Consider the following 15,047-nt stretch of genomic DNA (forward strand, 5'->3'; position numbering starts at 1 on the left):
TTCAGGACCATGCGCTATGCCAATGATACTGGATCCATCAAGGTCATCAGCTACGGGGGGCGCGGTGTAGCCTGGAAAGGTTTCCTTGAAATGGCAAGAGCCATGGCACTGACCAGATCTCGACTATCTGACCGCACCATCGAGTGGCTTGTTTTTGGTGACGCCATTTTACCGCCGGATAACCCGATTGCCCCTTATATCCCTTTGGGTTTTCTAAAGCCGGAAGCGCTCTGCCAGGCTTACAACAAGGCAGATATCCTTCTAAGTGCCTCGTGGTACGAAAGTTTTCCTCTATTTCCTGTTGAAGCGATGGCTTGCGGTCTGGCAGTGATAACGACGCAGGCCGGTACCGAGGATTACGCTTTTCATGCCGAAACGGCTCATATCGTTGAGTCCAGAAACGTAGAATCGATTGCGGACGGCTTGTGCAAGTTGATTGTCGATATTGATTACCGGAATAACCTTGCATCAAATGGTGAAGTTATGGCCGCAAGGTTTACTTGGGAATCATCAGTTGACACAATGGAAAAGATTCTGACTGAGATAGCCACAAGGGATTGTTGACATAAACTGGAATGAAAGAAATACGCCTCTGGCATTTACCTGCTTACCTTCTCCATCGCTTCCTCTTTGACGGAGTGCTGGCCGTGGGGGACGAGGAGTTCAAGGAGAAGTGCAGGCTGATAATTACCGAGATTATGGCGGGCGAAAAAGTCGTCTTCATCGTGAGTCATGACAAAGAGGATATGCAGCGATACTGTGACGGGATCCTCAGTCTAACCCATGGAGTTGCCTGTGTATAAAACGGTGAACGTTGTAGTCGTAACGTACGGTAATCGCTGGGTCTATCTCAGAGGGTTGCTGGCTTTCCTGGAAGGCGAACCGTCGGTTAGGAAAGTTATAGTCATTGACAATGCCTCGCCCTACGATGTTGCGACTGCCTGTGAACAGGCTTCGTTTCCGAAAGCACGGGTATTCAGAAATGACGCCAATCTCGGCTCGGCAGGTGGTTTTTCGCGTGGGATATCCATTGCATGCGAAGAAGACAACGAACTCATTTTGCTTCTTGATGATGATAACCTGCCTAGACCCGGTTCCATCAAGGGGCTAATCGATACTTACAATGGTCTTGCAGGAGAAACTTGTGACGGGAAAGTTGCAGTAATAGCTTACAGGGACAGTCAGCATGCCCGCTTTAGGATTCCACTTAAGCCACTGTTTATGCAGGGGAGAGACTTCCTTTGTTTCAATGTGTTTAACGCCTTCCAGAGACACTTGGGTCTGGTCAAGGTCGAAAACGGCCCCCACTCGGGCCCGGAATACGCCGTTATGTCTAGAGGTGCTGCATACAGCGGGATGATGTTTTCCCCCAAACTTGTTTCCAATATAGGATTGCCAAACATCGATTTTATTCTTTACTTTGATGATGTTGAATATGCAATACGAATGCTAAAAATGGGTCACACTATCTGGCTTGACAGGGAAAATCCAGTCGATGATGTTCAGTTGAACTACTCTGCAAGCGCCTATGACATTCCTTTTTGGGGCTTTTTGTCAGCCGATTCTGATAGTAAGATTTATTACAATATAAGAAATAGAATATATCTGGATTATTTTGTAGATCATAAAAACTCTTTTCCCTATATGTTAAACAAATTCATATTTTTGTCTGGAATCACTTTCCTTTGCTTGTTTACCATGAAGCTAAGGCGGTTGAGGACTATTTTTGATGCGTACCGTGACGGGAGAGGGGGGCGTCTTGGTTTCAAAGAAGGTTATCAGATATGAGTAATAACTATGGCTATATGAAAAAGGTTACCGCAGTCATCGTGACCTGGAACAAACGTAGTGATGTATTGAATCTGTTGGATGCACTGACAACTCTCGAGTATCCAAAATTAGATGTAATTGTTGTAGATAACGCATCTACGGATGGCACTGCTGATGCTGTAAGGGCTCATCCTTCCAAAGTTTATCTGATAGAAAACCGTGAAAATATCGGCGGTACTGGTGGGTTCAACACCGGCATCAGGTATGCCTTGGACAATTGTTGCCCACATTACGTCTGGCTGTTGGACAATGACGCTCGCATAAGCCCCACTACCCTCCGCAATATGGTTTCCGCGATGGAGTCGGATCGTTCCATCGGAGTGGCCGGATCTTGTATCCTGAGCCCTGAGGATTCTTCTCTGATCGTTGAGGCGGGCGGGTTCGTCGATTTCCGCACGGCAACATGGAAGCCCCATCTCAGATACAAGAGATATGACCCAGTGGCTGCTAATGGAAAGCAGGAGGAAGTCCATTACGTGCCGGCCTGCTCCGCGCTTGTCCGTACCGAACTGTTCCATCGGGTCGGTCTTCTGGACGAGAGGTATTTTCTGCATTGGGACGATGTGGATTTCTGCTTCAGGGTCCGGGAATCCGGCTACAGAGTGGTTTCAGTCATGGATGCCCCAGCTTACCATGGTGTTGAAAAGGGGCACAATCCCATTACTCTCTATTATGACTTCAGAAACGCCCTTCAGTTTTTTGCGAAGCACGCCGACGGCCTTTCAAGGCTGCGCTGCTTCTCGAGGATCCTTGGGAGCTATCTCACCTCTTACTGCTATCTCCGCCTACTGGGGCGCCTCGCTCCTGCAAGGTACCTTCTTTCCGGCCTTATCGACTTCCTTGCCAGACGCGGTGGTCGGGCCGGAATGGAGCCATCCGCCATACTGGAAGAGGAGGGCGAATCCTGCGGGGTTGAAACGGATTTGCCCCCCGGGATGAAGAAGATCATCGTCTTCGCCGTGGGGGGATATGATGAAGTTGTCGCTGCTGTTGGGTACCTGAAGAGGTGCTCACCTGCCTGTTCCCTCACCATTGCCGCGGCAGCCGAGCGGGCTGAGGCCTACCGGCTACCTTTTGTCGAAGAAGTCGTCTCTTTCGATCTGTTGCGCGATGGTTTTGCGGCCAAATTCTCGACGGCCCTGAATATCCTCGCTCGGGGATACGACTGTGGGGTTTCGGTAGGAAACAGGTTCACGATTCCATATTCTTTCTTGGTCCGGAAGAATTTCATTTATCGACCTGCTGTCGACAGATTGCAGCAGTCATCATCGTCACTCTCGGCAATTTGGAAAATTCCTGTTTCCATGGCTGGAGGGTGGCTCTTGATGCTAAGGTATCTGCTCCCTGTCATGGGTGTGGGGCGTTCTGTGGTTGACTCAGCGTCGAATGGTCTCAGGACAATCCCCCGGCGGTAAGTACATCGCCTCTATCGACGGGGGATTACTGTGTAACCTGAGGCACCTGTCCGCCGCTCGCGTCTACAATCGTCCCGAAGGGAACCAAAAGGCATGAAAATACTTATCCTAGGCGCAGGTCCCTGCGGGCTCGGAGCAGCCCGTCATCTCCGAAAGCTGGGACTTGAGAACTGGCAACTCTTTGAGCGTTCCGGGCATGTCGGCGGTCTTTCCGCATCCTTTGTCGACTCTCACAGCTTCACCTGGGACATAGGCGGCCATGTTCTGTTTTCCCACTACGACTATTTCGATCAGGCAGTGGAAGAAGCCCTTGACGGCGCCTGGTACGAGCATCAGCGGGAGAGCTGGGTCCGGCTCATCGACACATGGGTCCCGTACCCCTTCCAGAACAATATCCGCCATCTTCCCCAAGATGCCCTCGACAAGTGCTTGGAAGGACTCAGGGCTTTAACCGGAGACCCGCGCACTGCCCCCAACTTCCGTGAATGGATGGACACCGTTTTCGGGGCCGGCATCGTCAGGCATTTCATGGAGCCTTACAACCGAAAAGTCTGGGGTGTTCCGCTCCACGAGATGTCCAGAGAGTGGATCGGCGAGCGAGTGAGCGTCGTTGATCTTGCGCGTATCGAGCGGAACATCGCCGAAAAGATCGACGACGTGAACTGGGGGCCGAACAATACCTTCAAATTCCCTCAGAGGGGAGGGACCGGCGCCATCTTCAGCGGCATCGCCCGCCGATTCCAGGAACGCATCTCCCTCAACCATGAACTTGCGGAAGTGGACCTTGCCACCCGCAGGCTCGCCTTTTTGAATGGCCGGCACGAGCATTACGACACCCTCATAAACACAATCCCCCTGGATATCTTCATCGAACTTTGCAGGGACGTGCCCGACAAGGTGCGCAAGGCCGCCCGCAATCTTGTACACAATGGTGGCCTCATCGTAGGCATCGGCGTTGAGGGGGAGAGGCGCGACAGCAAGTGTTGGATGTACTTTCCTGAGGACAACTGCCCCTTCTACCGGGTGACCAACTTCCACAATTACTCACTATGGAACGTGCCGGATGGCGACACGAGCCGCTTCTTCTCTCTCATGTGCGAAACGACCTACTCTCCGCACAAGCCGGTGTGCCGTGAGGAGATCGTTGAGACGACCATCCAGGGGCTGGTCAACGCCGGTATGCTCTCCGAGAGTGAGCGGGAGCGGATCGTCAGTCGCTACCTGATCGATATTCCGTACTCCTATCCCGTCCCGACTGTTGGAAGGGATGCGGCGCTTGCCGTGATCAATACGTTTCTCGAATCGAATAGGGTCTACTCCCGGGGACGCTTCGGCGCGTGGAAGTACGAAGTGGGCAACATGGACCATTCATTCATGCAGGGGGTGGAGGTGGTTGATCGCATACTGACCGGCGCTGAGGAGCCGACTTTTCTCGGTAGCATCTGAATCGATGGCGCATTGGACATGGCAGCTCCACTGACACTACTCAAACACGCAGACCGCCTTGCAGGCCAACTGATTGCCTCTTTGCTTCCCCGGCCAGTTTTACGCGAAATGCAAGGTTTTCCCAAGTCCCTACTGATCATCCGGCCCGGCGGAATCGGTGACGCAGTACTCCTTGTTCCTGCGCTCCAAACCTTGCAAGTCCGCTTCCCCGGCGTCTCCATCGACATCCTGGCCGAGCGGCGCAACGCCGGTGTCTTTTCGCTTTGCCCCGCACTCCGGTCGGTACGCCGCTACGATATCCCTTCCGAGTTTTTCGAAGCGTTACGCTCCCGCTATGATGTGGTGATCGATTCGGAACAGTGGCACCGGCTTTCGGCCGTGGTGGCCCGGATCCTCCGGGCAGAGATCCGCATCGGTTTCGATACCAACGACCGCCGCCGTCTCTTCACTCATCCGATTCCTTACGAGCAGGACGATTATGAAGCGGACAGCTTCATGCGGCTGCTAGCCCCGCTGGGATGCGCCGCGGAAGAGGAGGGTGGGGGGCCGTTACTCTCATTTTCGACGCGCGACGCTGAGGCTGCCGGTTGTCATCTTAAACGACTGGAGGGAAGGCCGATCGTCACCTTATTCCCCGGGGCGAGCATTGCCGAGCGGCGCTGGGGCGCGGAACGGTTCGTGAGGCTTGCACAACTTCTCGGGAGAAGAGGAGTCGGTGTGGTCGTGGTAGGAGGAGAGGGGGAACTGGCCGATGGTCGGACCATTGAAACGATCGGCGGTATCTCGTTGTGCGGTCTGACGAATCTCGCCGAAACCGCCGCCGTCATCGCCCGCTCGTCCCTCCTCGTCAGCGGCGACTCGGGCATCCTCCACATCGCCGTTGGCCTCGGCGTCCCCACTGTCTCCCTCTTTGGCCCCGGCCGGGCGATGAAGTGGGCGCCCCGCGGCGAGAACCACATCGTCATCAACAAGAATCTTCCGTGTTCCCCCTGTACCACCTTCGGCTATACCCCGCGATGCCCCATTAACGCCCGCTGCATGACGGAAATAACGGTGGATGAGGTTGAAGAGGCGGTGTTGACGCTACTTTCCAGAAAAAATTTTGACGGACACCAACAAAAGCCTTGACTTATCCGGGGGCGCTTGGTATTTAGGTAATCCGTTTTGCATGTAGGCGCGTAGCTCAGGGGGAGAGCGCTACCTTGACACGGTAGAGGTCGGCGGTTCGAGACCGCCCGCGCCTACCATCCAAACAACTCGCAGCGAGAGCTGTGGAAGGGGCATCGAAGTTCGATGCCTCTTCGTGTTAAGGGGCCAGTGATGGGAGATATCAGGGTTAAACTGCCGGACGGGTCGGAAAGGGTTCTTGCCGAAGGGGCGACGGTGCGCGATCTGGCCGCTTCCATCGGGGCGGGGCTTGCCAAGGCTGCTATTGCCGGCAAGATCGACGGGGTGGAGGTCGATCTGGCGGCCCCTCTTGTTGATGGCGCCAAGGTCGAGATCATCACAGAGAAATCCTCCGAGGCCCTGGAGATCATCCGTCACTCCACGTCCCACCTCATGGCCCAGGCGGTCAAGGAGCTCTTCCCACAGGCGAAGGTCACCATTGGACCGGCTGTGGAGAACGGGTTCTATTACGATTTCGATGTCGATCATGCCTTCACTCCCGAGGACCTCGAAAAAATCGAGGCCCGCATGCGGGAGCTCGCCAAGGCCGATCTCAAGATAGAGCGTCAGGTCCTTGCCAGGGACGAGGCCATCAGGCTCTTCGCGGATATGGGCGAGCCTTACAAGATTGAGCTGATCGAGGCGATTGGCGACAGCACTGTTTCCCTTTACCGGCAGGGTGATTTTGTTGATCTTTGCCGCGGGCCGCACCTCCCGTCGACCTCTTTCTGCAAGGCGTTCAAGTTGACAACGCTTGCCGGCGCCTATTGGCGCGGTGACGAGAAGAATAAGATGCTCCAGCGGGTATACGGAACCGCCTTTGCCGACAAGAAGGATCTGGACGCTTACCTGGAGCGGCTGGAGGAAGCCAAACGCCGCGATCATCGCAAGCTCGGGCGCGAGCTCGACCTTTTCTCGTTTTCGGACGAAGTGGGGGCCGGTTTTGCCATCTGGCATCCGAAGGGGGCAATGCTCCGCACCATTCTGGAGGATTTCGAGCGCAAGGAGCATCTGAAGCGCGGCTACGATATCGTCGTGGGGCCCCAGATCCTCAAGACCGAGCTCTGGCAGCGTTCGGGGCACTACGATAACTACCGCGAAAACATGTATTTCACCGAGGTGGAAGGGCAGGGGTTCGGCATCAAGCCGATGAACTGCCTGAGCCACATGATGATCTACAAGTCCCAGCTTCGCAGTTATCGGGATCTGCCGCTCCGTTTCTTCGAGCTCGGTACGGTGCATCGTCATGAGCGGGCCGGTGTGCTCCATGGTCTTCTTCGGGTCAGATGCTTCACCCAGGATGATGCGCACATTCTCTGTGCCCCTGAGCAGCTCGACGCGGAGATCAAGGGGGTCATCTCCTTTGTCAATGATGTCATGGCGATCTTTGGTTTCGAGTACGAGATGGAACTCTCCACGCGGCCGGAGAAGTCCATCGGTTCGGACGAGGACTGGGAACGTGCTACCGGTGCCTTGTTGGGAGCGCTGAAAGCCTCCGGACGTCCTTACGAGATCAATGAGGGGGACGGTGCGTTTTATGGGCCAAAGATCGACATCAAACTGCGCGATTCTCTTGACAGAAGGTGGCAGTGTGCTACAATCCAGTGCGATTTTACGCTTCCCGAGCGGTTTGACCTGACCTATGTGGATGCTGATGGCGACCGGAAGCGCCCCGTTATGGTGCACCGGGTGATCCTCGGTTCCATTGAACGTTTCATTGGCGTACTCATTGAACATTTTGCCGGTAACTTCCCGCTCTGGCTTTCGCCGGTTCAGGCGGTTGTGCTGACCGTTACGGACAGCCAGATACCCTACGCGTCCGAGGTCTTTGAGCTGTTGCGCGCCCGCGGTATCAGGGTCCAGAAGGATTTCCGCAACGAGAAGCTCGGGTACAAGATCCGCGAAGCGCAGTTGCAGAAAATCCCCTACATGCTCGTCATTGGCGATAAGGAAGTCGAGAACGGAACGGTTACGCCACGTTACCGTGATGGGTCTAATATTGCTGCCATGAAACCGGAAGAATTTGCTTCCTTTGTTCATGAAGAAGTGAAAAGTTTCAAATAGGAGGTGGAGCCATAGCCAAGCCTACAGTAAATATCAACCAGGCCATCAGGGCACGTGAGGTAAGGGTTGTCGGCGCAAATAGCGAGCAGCTCGGAATCATGCCGCTTCACGAGGCTCTGTCGCTTGCTGATAGTCAGCAACTGGATCTTGTTGAGGTTTCGCCCACTGCGGTGCCGCCGGTTTGCCGAATCATGGATTATGGCAAGTTCAAGTACCAGCAGAGCAAGAAGATGCAAGAGGCAAAGAAGAAACAGACGCACGTTCAGTTGAAGGAAGTCAAATTGCGACCGAAGACCGATGAGCATGATCTTCAGTTCAAGATCAAGCACGTACGGCGCTTTATCGAAGAAGGGAACAAGGCTAAGGTCACCCTGGTTTTCCGGGGCAGGGAGATAACACACACCGAGATCGGCCTCAAGTCGCTGGAGCGGATCGCGAGCGAGTTGGAAGATATCGCCGTGGTTGAGTTCAAGCCGAAGATGGAGGGGCGTAGCATGTTCATGATCGTGGCCCCGAAAGGTAAGAAATAGGATTCACTTCTATCTATCTATTTGCGCATTCAAGGAGAGAGTACGATGCCCAAGATCAAAACCAATCGTGGCGCTGCCAAGCGCTTCAAGAAGACGGGAACCGGGAAAATCAAGAGAAGTCACGCATTTACGAGCCATATCCTCACTTCAAAGACGAGGAAGCGCAAGCGTCAGCTTCGTTCCAGCTCTATCGTTGCCGCTGTTGATCACAAGAATATTGCGAAACTGATCCCGTACATCTAGTCAGCAGGTAATCGAGTCGCCCGTGAACCGTGAGGAAACCGTCTCCCCTTGCGGATCCGGCGTAATACCACAAAAAGGAGTTGTAGATGCCAAGAGTAAAACGTGGATTCAAAGCGAGACAGAGAAGAAACAAGGTTCTCAAGTTGGCAAAGGGTTATCGCGGGGCGAGAAGCAAGCTGTTCAGAAGCGCTACCGAGGCTGTCGACAGGGCTCTCAACTACGCATTCCGTGACCGCAAGGTCAAGAAGCGGGATTTCCGGGCGCTCTGGATTACCCGGATCAATGCCGCTTCACGGCTCAACGGTCTTTCCTACAGCAAGCTCATTTTCGGCCTTAAAAAGGCGAACGTAGAGATTGACCGCAAGGTCCTGGCAGATTTGGCGGTTTCGGATCCTCAAGGATTCTCGGAAATTTCCGCTCTTGCAAAAGCTCAGTTTTAATTAAATATTGGGATAGAAAAAGAAATGGAATGCTCTGCGTTCCATTTCTTTTTTTATAGAGGGTAACCTGATATGAAGGAACAACTCGATCAATTGCTCCAGGACGCTCTCCGGGAGATTGCCGGCGTCAATTCCGAAGACTCGCTGCAGGAGCTGCGCGTCAAATATCTTGGCAAGAAAGGGGCCCTGACCTCCCTCATGAAGGGACTCGGTTCTCTTCCTGCGGACGAGCGTCCCCTTGTTGGTCAGATGGTCAATACGGTTAAGTCCCAGCTTGAAGAACAGCTGGCTGAGGCTCTGACAGGCGTCAGGGAGGCGGCCAAGAGGGAGCGGCTGCAGAGCGAGCGCCTTGATGTGACCTTGCCGGGACGCAGGGGAGGACGCGGGACGAAGCATCCCGTTTCGCTGGTGATAGAGGAGATATCCGAGATTTTCGGTAGCCTTGGTTTCCAGGTGGCGGAAGGCCCCGAGATTGAACTCGATTTCTACAATTTCGAGGCTCTTAATTTCCCCAAGGATCATCCCGCCCGGGATATGCAGGATACCTTTTTCGTCGACGATAACATTCTACTCCGTACCCACACCTCTCCCGTGCAGGTGCGGACCATGCTCAAGCACGCACCGCCCGTTCGTATCATCTCGCCAGGTACGGTTTACCGGTGCGACTCCGACGCAACCCATTCCCCGATGTTTCACCAGATCGAGGGATTGATGGTCGACAAGGGAGTGACCTTCGGCGACCTGAAAGGCGTACTGACAACTTTTGTGAACCAGTATTTCGGCAAGGGGACAGGGGTCCGTCTCCGGCCAAGTTTTTTCCCTTTCACCGAGCCCAGCGCCGAGGTTGACATCGCGTGCGTAATGTGCCGTGGGGCCGGGTGCCGCGTCTGCAAGCAGAGCGGATGGCTGGAGATTCTTGGTGCAGGGATGATCGATCCTGAAGTGTACCGACACGTGGGTTATGACTCGGAAAGTATCTCTGGGTTTGCATTCGGTATGGGGATTGAGCGAATTGCCATGCTGAAATACGGGATCGGCGATATGCGCCTGCTCTTCGAAAACGATGTCCGCTTTCTTTCGCAATTTTAATGTGATGCGGGAATTGTTTAATGCAGTAGTTTAACAAACCAAACACGAGAGAGATTATGATCATAACGTACAACTGGCTCAAGGAATTTGTCGACTGTAATCTTCCTGCGGAAGAATTGGCAGATCTTCTGACCATGCTTGGTCTCGAGGTTGAAGCTATTCGTCATGTTGGCGGCGGTCTTGATGACGTCGTAGTCGCTCTCGTGGAGTCTAAAGACAGGCATCCGAATGCCGACAAGTTATCGCTCTGCAAGGTTAATAACGGTCGGGAGATCCTCGATGTAGTCTGTGGAGCGCAGAATTTCAAGGCTGGTGATAAGGTGGCACTTGCCCAGGTCGGGGCGGTCCTGCCGGGGGACTTCAAGATCAAACGCTCGAAGATCAGGGGAGAGGAGTCGTGCGGGATGCTTTGCTCGGAAAAGGAGCTTGGCTTGTCCGCTGAATCTTCAGGCATCATGATCCTTTCACCTGATTTGCCTCTTGGTGTACCTCTTTTCGATGCCCTCGGGCTTAAGGACACCATTTTCGAGGTTGGCCTGACGCCAAACCGATCAGATTGCCTAAGTGTTGTGGGGATTGCACGTGAGGTCGCTGCAAAACTCGGCAAGAAGCTTAATCTTCCACGGGTTGATGTTGTTGAAGCGGGAAAATCTGTCCAGGAATTTGCCTCCGTAACAATCGAGGCGCCAGAACTCTGCCCCCGTTATACTGCACGCTATATCAGCGGATGTACCGTTGCCCCTTCACCGGCCTGGCTGGTAAAGCGCCTCGAATCTGTCGGTATGCGTTCGATCAATAACGTGGTGGACGTTACCAACTACGTGTTGATGGAGTACGGTCATCCGCTTCATGCGTTCGATGCCGACCGTCTCGATGGGGCAAAAATCGTGGTCCGACGCGCCGCAGATGGCGAACGCTTCGTGACGCTTGACGGTCAGGAGCGGGTGCTGGATGCTTCTGACCTGACGATTCGGGATGCGCGCAGAGGCGTGGCGTTGGCTGGTATCATGGGAGGAGAGAATTCCGAGATCCATCAGTCGACAACGAATATTTTGCTCGAAAGTGCCTATTTCAATCCGTCAGCTATCCGCAAGACGTCAAAGCGTCTTGGCCTGCATACTGAGTCCTCACATCGATTTGAACGTGGAGCAGACGTTAATATCCTACTCATTGCCCTCGATCGGGCGGCTGCTCTGATTGCGGAGCTTGCCGGTGGTTCCACAGCAAGGGGGGTGATCGACGAGTATCCGACGAAGATAATTTCCTGCACTATCGATTTTCGCGCAGACCGATGCAATGAGTTGCTGGGAATCGTTCTCTCTGCACAAGATATAAGGGGAATCTTTGAAAGCCTTGATTTTGAGGTGATGGAGTGCGCTCCAGGGCAGTTCAAGGTCACGGTTCCAACTTATCGGGTCGACCTTGAGCGTGAGATCGATTTGATTGAAGAGGTAGCCCGCCTGAACGGCTACGAGAAGATTCCCGTTACCATGCCCAAGGCACGCGTTTTTTCTGACAGACCGACTCGACACCAGAGATATGAGAGGCAACTGCGGTCGCTCATGGTGGGCGAAGGGTTCACGGAAATCATAACTTTCAGCTTCATGTCCCCGGCAGTGTTTGACAAGCTTCTTCTCGACGCCTCTGACCCACGGCGTAACGTGGTCCGCCTGCGTAATCCGCTGGTCGAGGAACAGTCGGTTATGCGCACAACGTTACTATCTGGAATGTTGGAGACGGCCAGCAGCAATATCAACCATCGGTCTCTCGATCTCTGTATGTTCGAGTTGCGTCGAATATACCAACCTGTCGCCGATCAGGAATTGCCCCACGAGCCTCTTTATCTGGCGGGCCTGATTACTGGTTTGAGGCGGCCCGCCGGTTGGGGCGAAGAGAAACTGCCCGCCGACTTTTTTGATGCAAAAGGAGTTGTCGAGGTCGTACTGGATGCGTTCGGGATTCCCGCGGTTACCTATTCGGCCAGCTCCGTTGACCCCTTCTACCACCCCGGTAAGAGCTGCGTAGTCAACTCGTCTGGTGAGATTCTCGGATCGTTGGGGGAAATTCATCCGGACGTGCAGGATAATTTTGGCATCACCCAAAAAGTATACTATTTTGAGCTCAACTTCGAGAAGCTTCTCTCCAAGGCTTCCCCGCGAGTGACGGTGAAGGCTCCGTCGAGGTTCCCCGACACATTCCGCGACATTGCCATGCTTTTGGCTGAGGATACTCCGGCAGCCAGCGTCATCGGCACCATCATGGGGTTGAAGATACGCGAAATTGAAAGTTCATCTGTATTTGATCTTTACAAGGGAGCTTCAATCCCCCAGGGGCAGAAGAGTCTTGCGGTCAGAATCCGGTATCGGTCTTCCGAGAAGACTTTAACCGATGACGAGGTGGGAGTGCTGCATCGTCGCGTGATTGACGCTTTGGTGAAAAAGCTGGGCGTGTCTATTAGGTAAAAACAGGTTGATTATCTTACAACGCTATGATATAAAACCATGCGCCTTAGGTGAGCGGATTTTGTGAGTTAGTGTAATAATTTTGAGGGAGTATATGACCAAGGCAGACATTGTTGAGCAGATCTACGAGAAAGTGGGATTCTCGAAAAAAGAATCCGCTGAGCTTGTTGAGCGGGTCTTTGGGTTGATCAAGGAGACTCTCGAAAAGGGCGAGAAGATAAAGATAGCCGGCTTTGGCAATTTTGTTGTTAAGGAAAAGGCTGACCGTCGTGGCCGCAACCCTCAAACTGGCGACGAAATCATCATTTCTGCTCGCAAGATTCTCACCTTCAAGCCGAGCCAGGTTTTGAAGGCCTCTATTAACTCCTGATTCGCTTCCGTGAGGGAAGGTGGAAGCAAAGCTTCCGGATAAAACGTATTACAAGATCGGAGAGGTGTCGCGTCTGACCGATCTTAAGCCGTCGGTAATACGCTTTTGGGAATCGGAGTTCAAGGAACTTTGCCCAGCCAAGAGCCGCAGCGGCCAGAGAGTTTTCACGCGCTCTGATATCGAGTTGCTCAAGCAGATAAAGTTATTTCTCTATACGGAGCGGTTGACAATCGAAGGGGCCCGCAGCAGGCTTGCTCAAATCAGCAAGAAAAGCGAGCCGGTTGTCGCAAAACCGCACAATGAAGAACCCACTTCCTGTCTTCAGCTTCTGCGCGAAGTGAAATTTGAACTGCAGCAGCTGTATTCGGAATTATAAACATAATCGGGGCGTAGCGCAGCCTGGTAGCGCACTAGACTGGGGGTCTAGTGGTCGCTGGTTCGAATCCAGTCGCCCCGACCATTTTTGTAAATAGACGGCTATCAAGCCGTCTATTTTTTTATCACAAAGGGTGGCTTATGAGGATTCTTGTCACCAACGACGACGGGGTCTTTGCTCCGGGAATAATTGCACTTTCAGAAGCGCTGCGAAGTGTTGGCGACGTGACTGTTGTCGCCCCTGACAGGGAACGGAGTGCGGTTGGTCATGCTTTAACCCTGCACTCCCCGCTGAGAGTGACGGATCTTGGCGGTGGGGTATTCTCCGTGGACGGCACACCAACCGACTGTGTGAATATCGCGGTTCACACCCTGCTTCCGCAGCGGCCAGACATCGTTATTTCCGGTATCAATCGAGGTGGGAATCTGGGTGACGATATCACGTACTCCGGAACTGTCTCTGCCGCTATGGAAGCAACGCTCATGGGCTTCCCCGCCATTGCGGTGTCGCTGGTTACCTCGGGGCAGGGCGAATTTTACTCTTCGGCGGCATCATTTGCCGCCCGTCTCGCCCGTGTTGTTGTCAAGAAACGATTGCCTTCCGATACGTTTCTGAATGTGAACGTTCCCGATTTCCCCGAAGATCAACTCCGCGAGCCAGTTGTTACATCGCAGGGCAAACGCGACTACGAAGGTGAGATAGTGGCGAAGATCGACCCCCGTGGTCGTACTTATTACTGGATTGGTGGTAGTGAGCCCCAGTTCAGAGATTTGGAAAAGACGGATTACCATGCGATCAAGCGTGGCCATATCTCCATAACACCGCTTCATCTCGATCTTACGAATTATGCCTCCATGGCGGTACTCCAGCAGTGGGACATATCCTGAAGGTAGACAGTCGAGTGGCTCTCTGTTATTATCTAATGCTCTAATAATCGGAGATTTGTTATGAACTTTGACGTAGCACGCAAACGTATGGTGGAGTCGCAAATCATAGCTCGCGGCGTTACCGAACGCCGTCTCATTGAGGCGATGCTGAAGATCCCCCGCCATCTTTTTGTCGAAGAGGCCCTGTCTGCACAGGCGTACAGTGACACTCCACTTCCAATAGGCGAGAAACAGACCATTTCTCAACCTTACATTGTAGCTCTTATGACCGAACTTCTCGAACTTGGAGGTACCGAAAAGGTACTGGAGATTGGCACCGGTTCGGGATATCAGGCTGCAATTCTTGCAGTTTTGGCAGACAGGGTCTATACGATTGAGCGGATTCGCCCACTTGCCTTGCGGGCTCGCAAGGTGCTCGACAGTTTGGGGCTTCTCAACGTGAACATCCGGATTTCCGACGGTACTGTGGGGTGGGAGGAAGAGGCCCCGTTTGATGCGATCATGGTAACCGCAGGAGCACCGGATGTGCCACAGAAGTTTGTTGATCAACTCAAGCCTGGCGGCAGGCTGGTCTTGCCGGTCGGAAGTCAGTTTGAACAGGTTTTGGTGAAGATTACGAAAGCGGCCGACGGTACCTTGAGTCGCAAGGAGATAACCGGATGTCGTTTTGTTAAGCTTCTCGGGGCACACGGGTGGAATGTCGAGGATTGAACTGTAACCTTCAAACG

The 15,047-nt window shown here is 53.5% G+C and carries 16 protein-coding genes and 2 tRNA genes; all 18 read left to right on the top strand.

The features are described 5' to 3' along the window. Positions 1 to 564: glycosyltransferase family 4 protein (locus M6689_RS06410; RefSeq protein ID WP_298269247.1), on the top strand; the 564-nt coding region annotated here is incomplete at its 5' end. 83 nt (positions 565 to 647) lie between these two features. Continuing rightward, the gene (locus tag M6689_RS06415; RefSeq protein WP_298269249.1) at positions 648 to 803 is read left to right on the top strand and encodes a hypothetical protein; all 156 of its coding nucleotides are present in this window, start codon (positions 648 to 650) and stop codon (positions 801 to 803) included. Further along, on the top strand, positions 796 to 1,788 hold the full coding sequence (locus M6689_RS06420) for a glycosyltransferase (protein ID WP_298269252.1): 993 nt from the start codon (positions 796 to 798) through the stop codon (positions 1,786 to 1,788). The genes M6689_RS06415 and M6689_RS06420 overlap by 8 nt, the downstream gene beginning before the upstream one ends. After that, positions 1,785 to 3,245, top strand: coding sequence for a glycosyltransferase family 2 protein (locus M6689_RS06425; RefSeq protein WP_298269255.1), 1,461 nt, complete (start codon positions 1,785 to 1,787; stop codon positions 3,243 to 3,245). Before M6689_RS06420 ends, M6689_RS06425 begins: the two co-directional genes overlap by 4 nt. A gap of 93 nt (positions 3,246 to 3,338) precedes the next feature. Further along, the gene (locus M6689_RS06430) at positions 3,339 to 4,691 is read left to right on the top strand and encodes an FAD-dependent oxidoreductase (RefSeq protein WP_298269257.1); all 1,353 of its coding nucleotides are present in this window, start codon (positions 3,339 to 3,341) and stop codon (positions 4,689 to 4,691) included. Positions 4,692 to 4,883: 192 nt separating this feature from the next. Continuing rightward, positions 4,884 to 5,819, top strand: a complete 936-nt coding sequence (locus tag M6689_RS06435) for a glycosyltransferase family 9 protein (protein ID WP_298269259.1) — start codon at positions 4,884 to 4,886, stop codon at positions 5,817 to 5,819. A 44-nt stretch (positions 5,820 to 5,863) separates the two neighbouring features. Further along, positions 5,864 to 5,938, top strand: a tRNA-Val gene (locus M6689_RS06440). 73 nt (positions 5,939 to 6,011) lie between these two features. Further along, a complete protein-coding gene (gene thrS / locus M6689_RS06445; RefSeq protein ID WP_298269261.1) occupies positions 6,012 to 7,922 on the top strand; it encodes a threonine--tRNA ligase in 1,911 nt (636 codons plus the stop codon). An 11-nt stretch (positions 7,923 to 7,933) separates the two neighbouring features. Continuing rightward, positions 7,934 to 8,452, top strand: coding sequence for a translation initiation factor IF-3 (infC, locus tag M6689_RS06450; protein ID WP_298269724.1), 519 nt, complete (start codon positions 7,934 to 7,936; stop codon positions 8,450 to 8,452). A 45-nt stretch (positions 8,453 to 8,497) separates the two neighbouring features. Next, entirely contained in the window at positions 8,498 to 8,695 is a 198-nt protein-coding gene (gene rpmI / locus M6689_RS06455) for a 50S ribosomal protein L35 (RefSeq protein ID WP_298269263.1), read from the top strand. Between the two features lie 86 nt (positions 8,696 to 8,781). Continuing rightward, positions 8,782 to 9,135 (top strand): 50S ribosomal protein L20, encoded by a 354-nt coding sequence (gene rplT / locus M6689_RS06460; RefSeq protein ID WP_298269267.1) that lies wholly within the window; start codon positions 8,782 to 8,784, stop codon positions 9,133 to 9,135. Positions 9,136 to 9,207: 72 nt separating this feature from the next. Then, complete coding sequence (pheS, locus tag M6689_RS06465) at positions 9,208 to 10,224, top strand: phenylalanine--tRNA ligase subunit alpha (RefSeq protein WP_298269269.1); 1,017 nt, start codon at positions 9,208 to 9,210, stop codon at positions 10,222 to 10,224. A gap of 56 nt (positions 10,225 to 10,280) precedes the next feature. Further along, positions 10,281 to 12,686, top strand: coding sequence for a phenylalanine--tRNA ligase subunit beta (gene pheT / locus M6689_RS06470; RefSeq protein ID WP_298269272.1), 2,406 nt, complete (start codon positions 10,281 to 10,283; stop codon positions 12,684 to 12,686). 94 nt (positions 12,687 to 12,780) lie between these two features. Continuing rightward, positions 12,781 to 13,056, top strand: coding sequence for an integration host factor subunit alpha (locus M6689_RS06475; RefSeq protein ID WP_298269274.1), 276 nt, complete (start codon positions 12,781 to 12,783; stop codon positions 13,054 to 13,056). 19 nt (positions 13,057 to 13,075) lie between these two features. Next, positions 13,076 to 13,432 carry a MerR family transcriptional regulator gene (locus tag M6689_RS06480; protein ID WP_298269277.1) on the top strand — a complete coding sequence of 119 codons (357 nt, stop codon included), beginning with the start codon at positions 13,076 to 13,078 and terminating at the stop codon, positions 13,430 to 13,432. 7 nt (positions 13,433 to 13,439) lie between these two features. Then, positions 13,440 to 13,516 (top strand) — tRNA-Pro (locus M6689_RS06485). Positions 13,517 to 13,572: 56 nt separating this feature from the next. Continuing rightward, positions 13,573 to 14,319, top strand: a complete 747-nt coding sequence (gene surE / locus M6689_RS06490; protein WP_298269279.1) for a 5'/3'-nucleotidase SurE — start codon at positions 13,573 to 13,575, stop codon at positions 14,317 to 14,319. A gap of 60 nt (positions 14,320 to 14,379) precedes the next feature. After that, entirely contained in the window at positions 14,380 to 15,030 is a 651-nt protein-coding gene (locus M6689_RS06495; RefSeq protein ID WP_298269282.1) for a protein-L-isoaspartate(D-aspartate) O-methyltransferase, read from the top strand. Positions 15,031 to 15,047: the final 17 nt, after the last annotated feature.

Origin of the sequence: Geobacter sp. (assembly GCF_027327745.1) — a bacterium.
In the GTDB taxonomy this organism is placed as follows: domain Bacteria; phylum Desulfobacterota; class Desulfuromonadia; order Geobacterales; family Geobacteraceae; genus Geobacter.

Bases quoted from the DNA above. Each gene is read 5' to 3' on its own strand.
- M6689_RS06430 (WP_298269257.1), top strand. From the start codon at position 3,339: ATGAAAATACTTATCCTAGGCGCAGGTCCCTGCGGGCTCGGAGCAGCC.
- M6689_RS06475 (WP_298269274.1), top strand. From the start codon at position 12,781: ATGACCAAGGCAGACATTGTTGAGCAGATCTACGAGAAAGTGGGATTC.
- pheS (WP_298269269.1), top strand. From the start codon at position 9,208: ATGAAGGAACAACTCGATCAATTGCTCCAGGACGCTCTCCGGGAGATT.
- rpmI (WP_298269263.1), top strand. From the start codon at position 8,498: ATGCCCAAGATCAAAACCAATCGTGGCGCTGCCAAGCGCTTCAAGAAG.
- pheT (WP_298269272.1), top strand. From the start codon at position 10,281: ATGATCATAACGTACAACTGGCTCAAGGAATTTGTCGACTGTAATCTT.
- surE (WP_298269279.1), top strand. From the start codon at position 13,573: ATGAGGATTCTTGTCACCAACGACGACGGGGTCTTTGCTCCGGGAATA.
- M6689_RS06495 (WP_298269282.1), top strand. From the start codon at position 14,380: ATGAACTTTGACGTAGCACGCAAACGTATGGTGGAGTCGCAAATCATA.
- thrS (WP_298269261.1), top strand. From the start codon at position 6,012: ATGGGAGATATCAGGGTTAAACTGCCGGACGGGTCGGAAAGGGTTCTT.
- M6689_RS06425 (WP_298269255.1), top strand. From the start codon at position 1,785: ATGAGTAATAACTATGGCTATATGAAAAAGGTTACCGCAGTCATCGTG.
- rplT (WP_298269267.1), top strand. From the start codon at position 8,782: ATGCCAAGAGTAAAACGTGGATTCAAAGCGAGACAGAGAAGAAACAAG.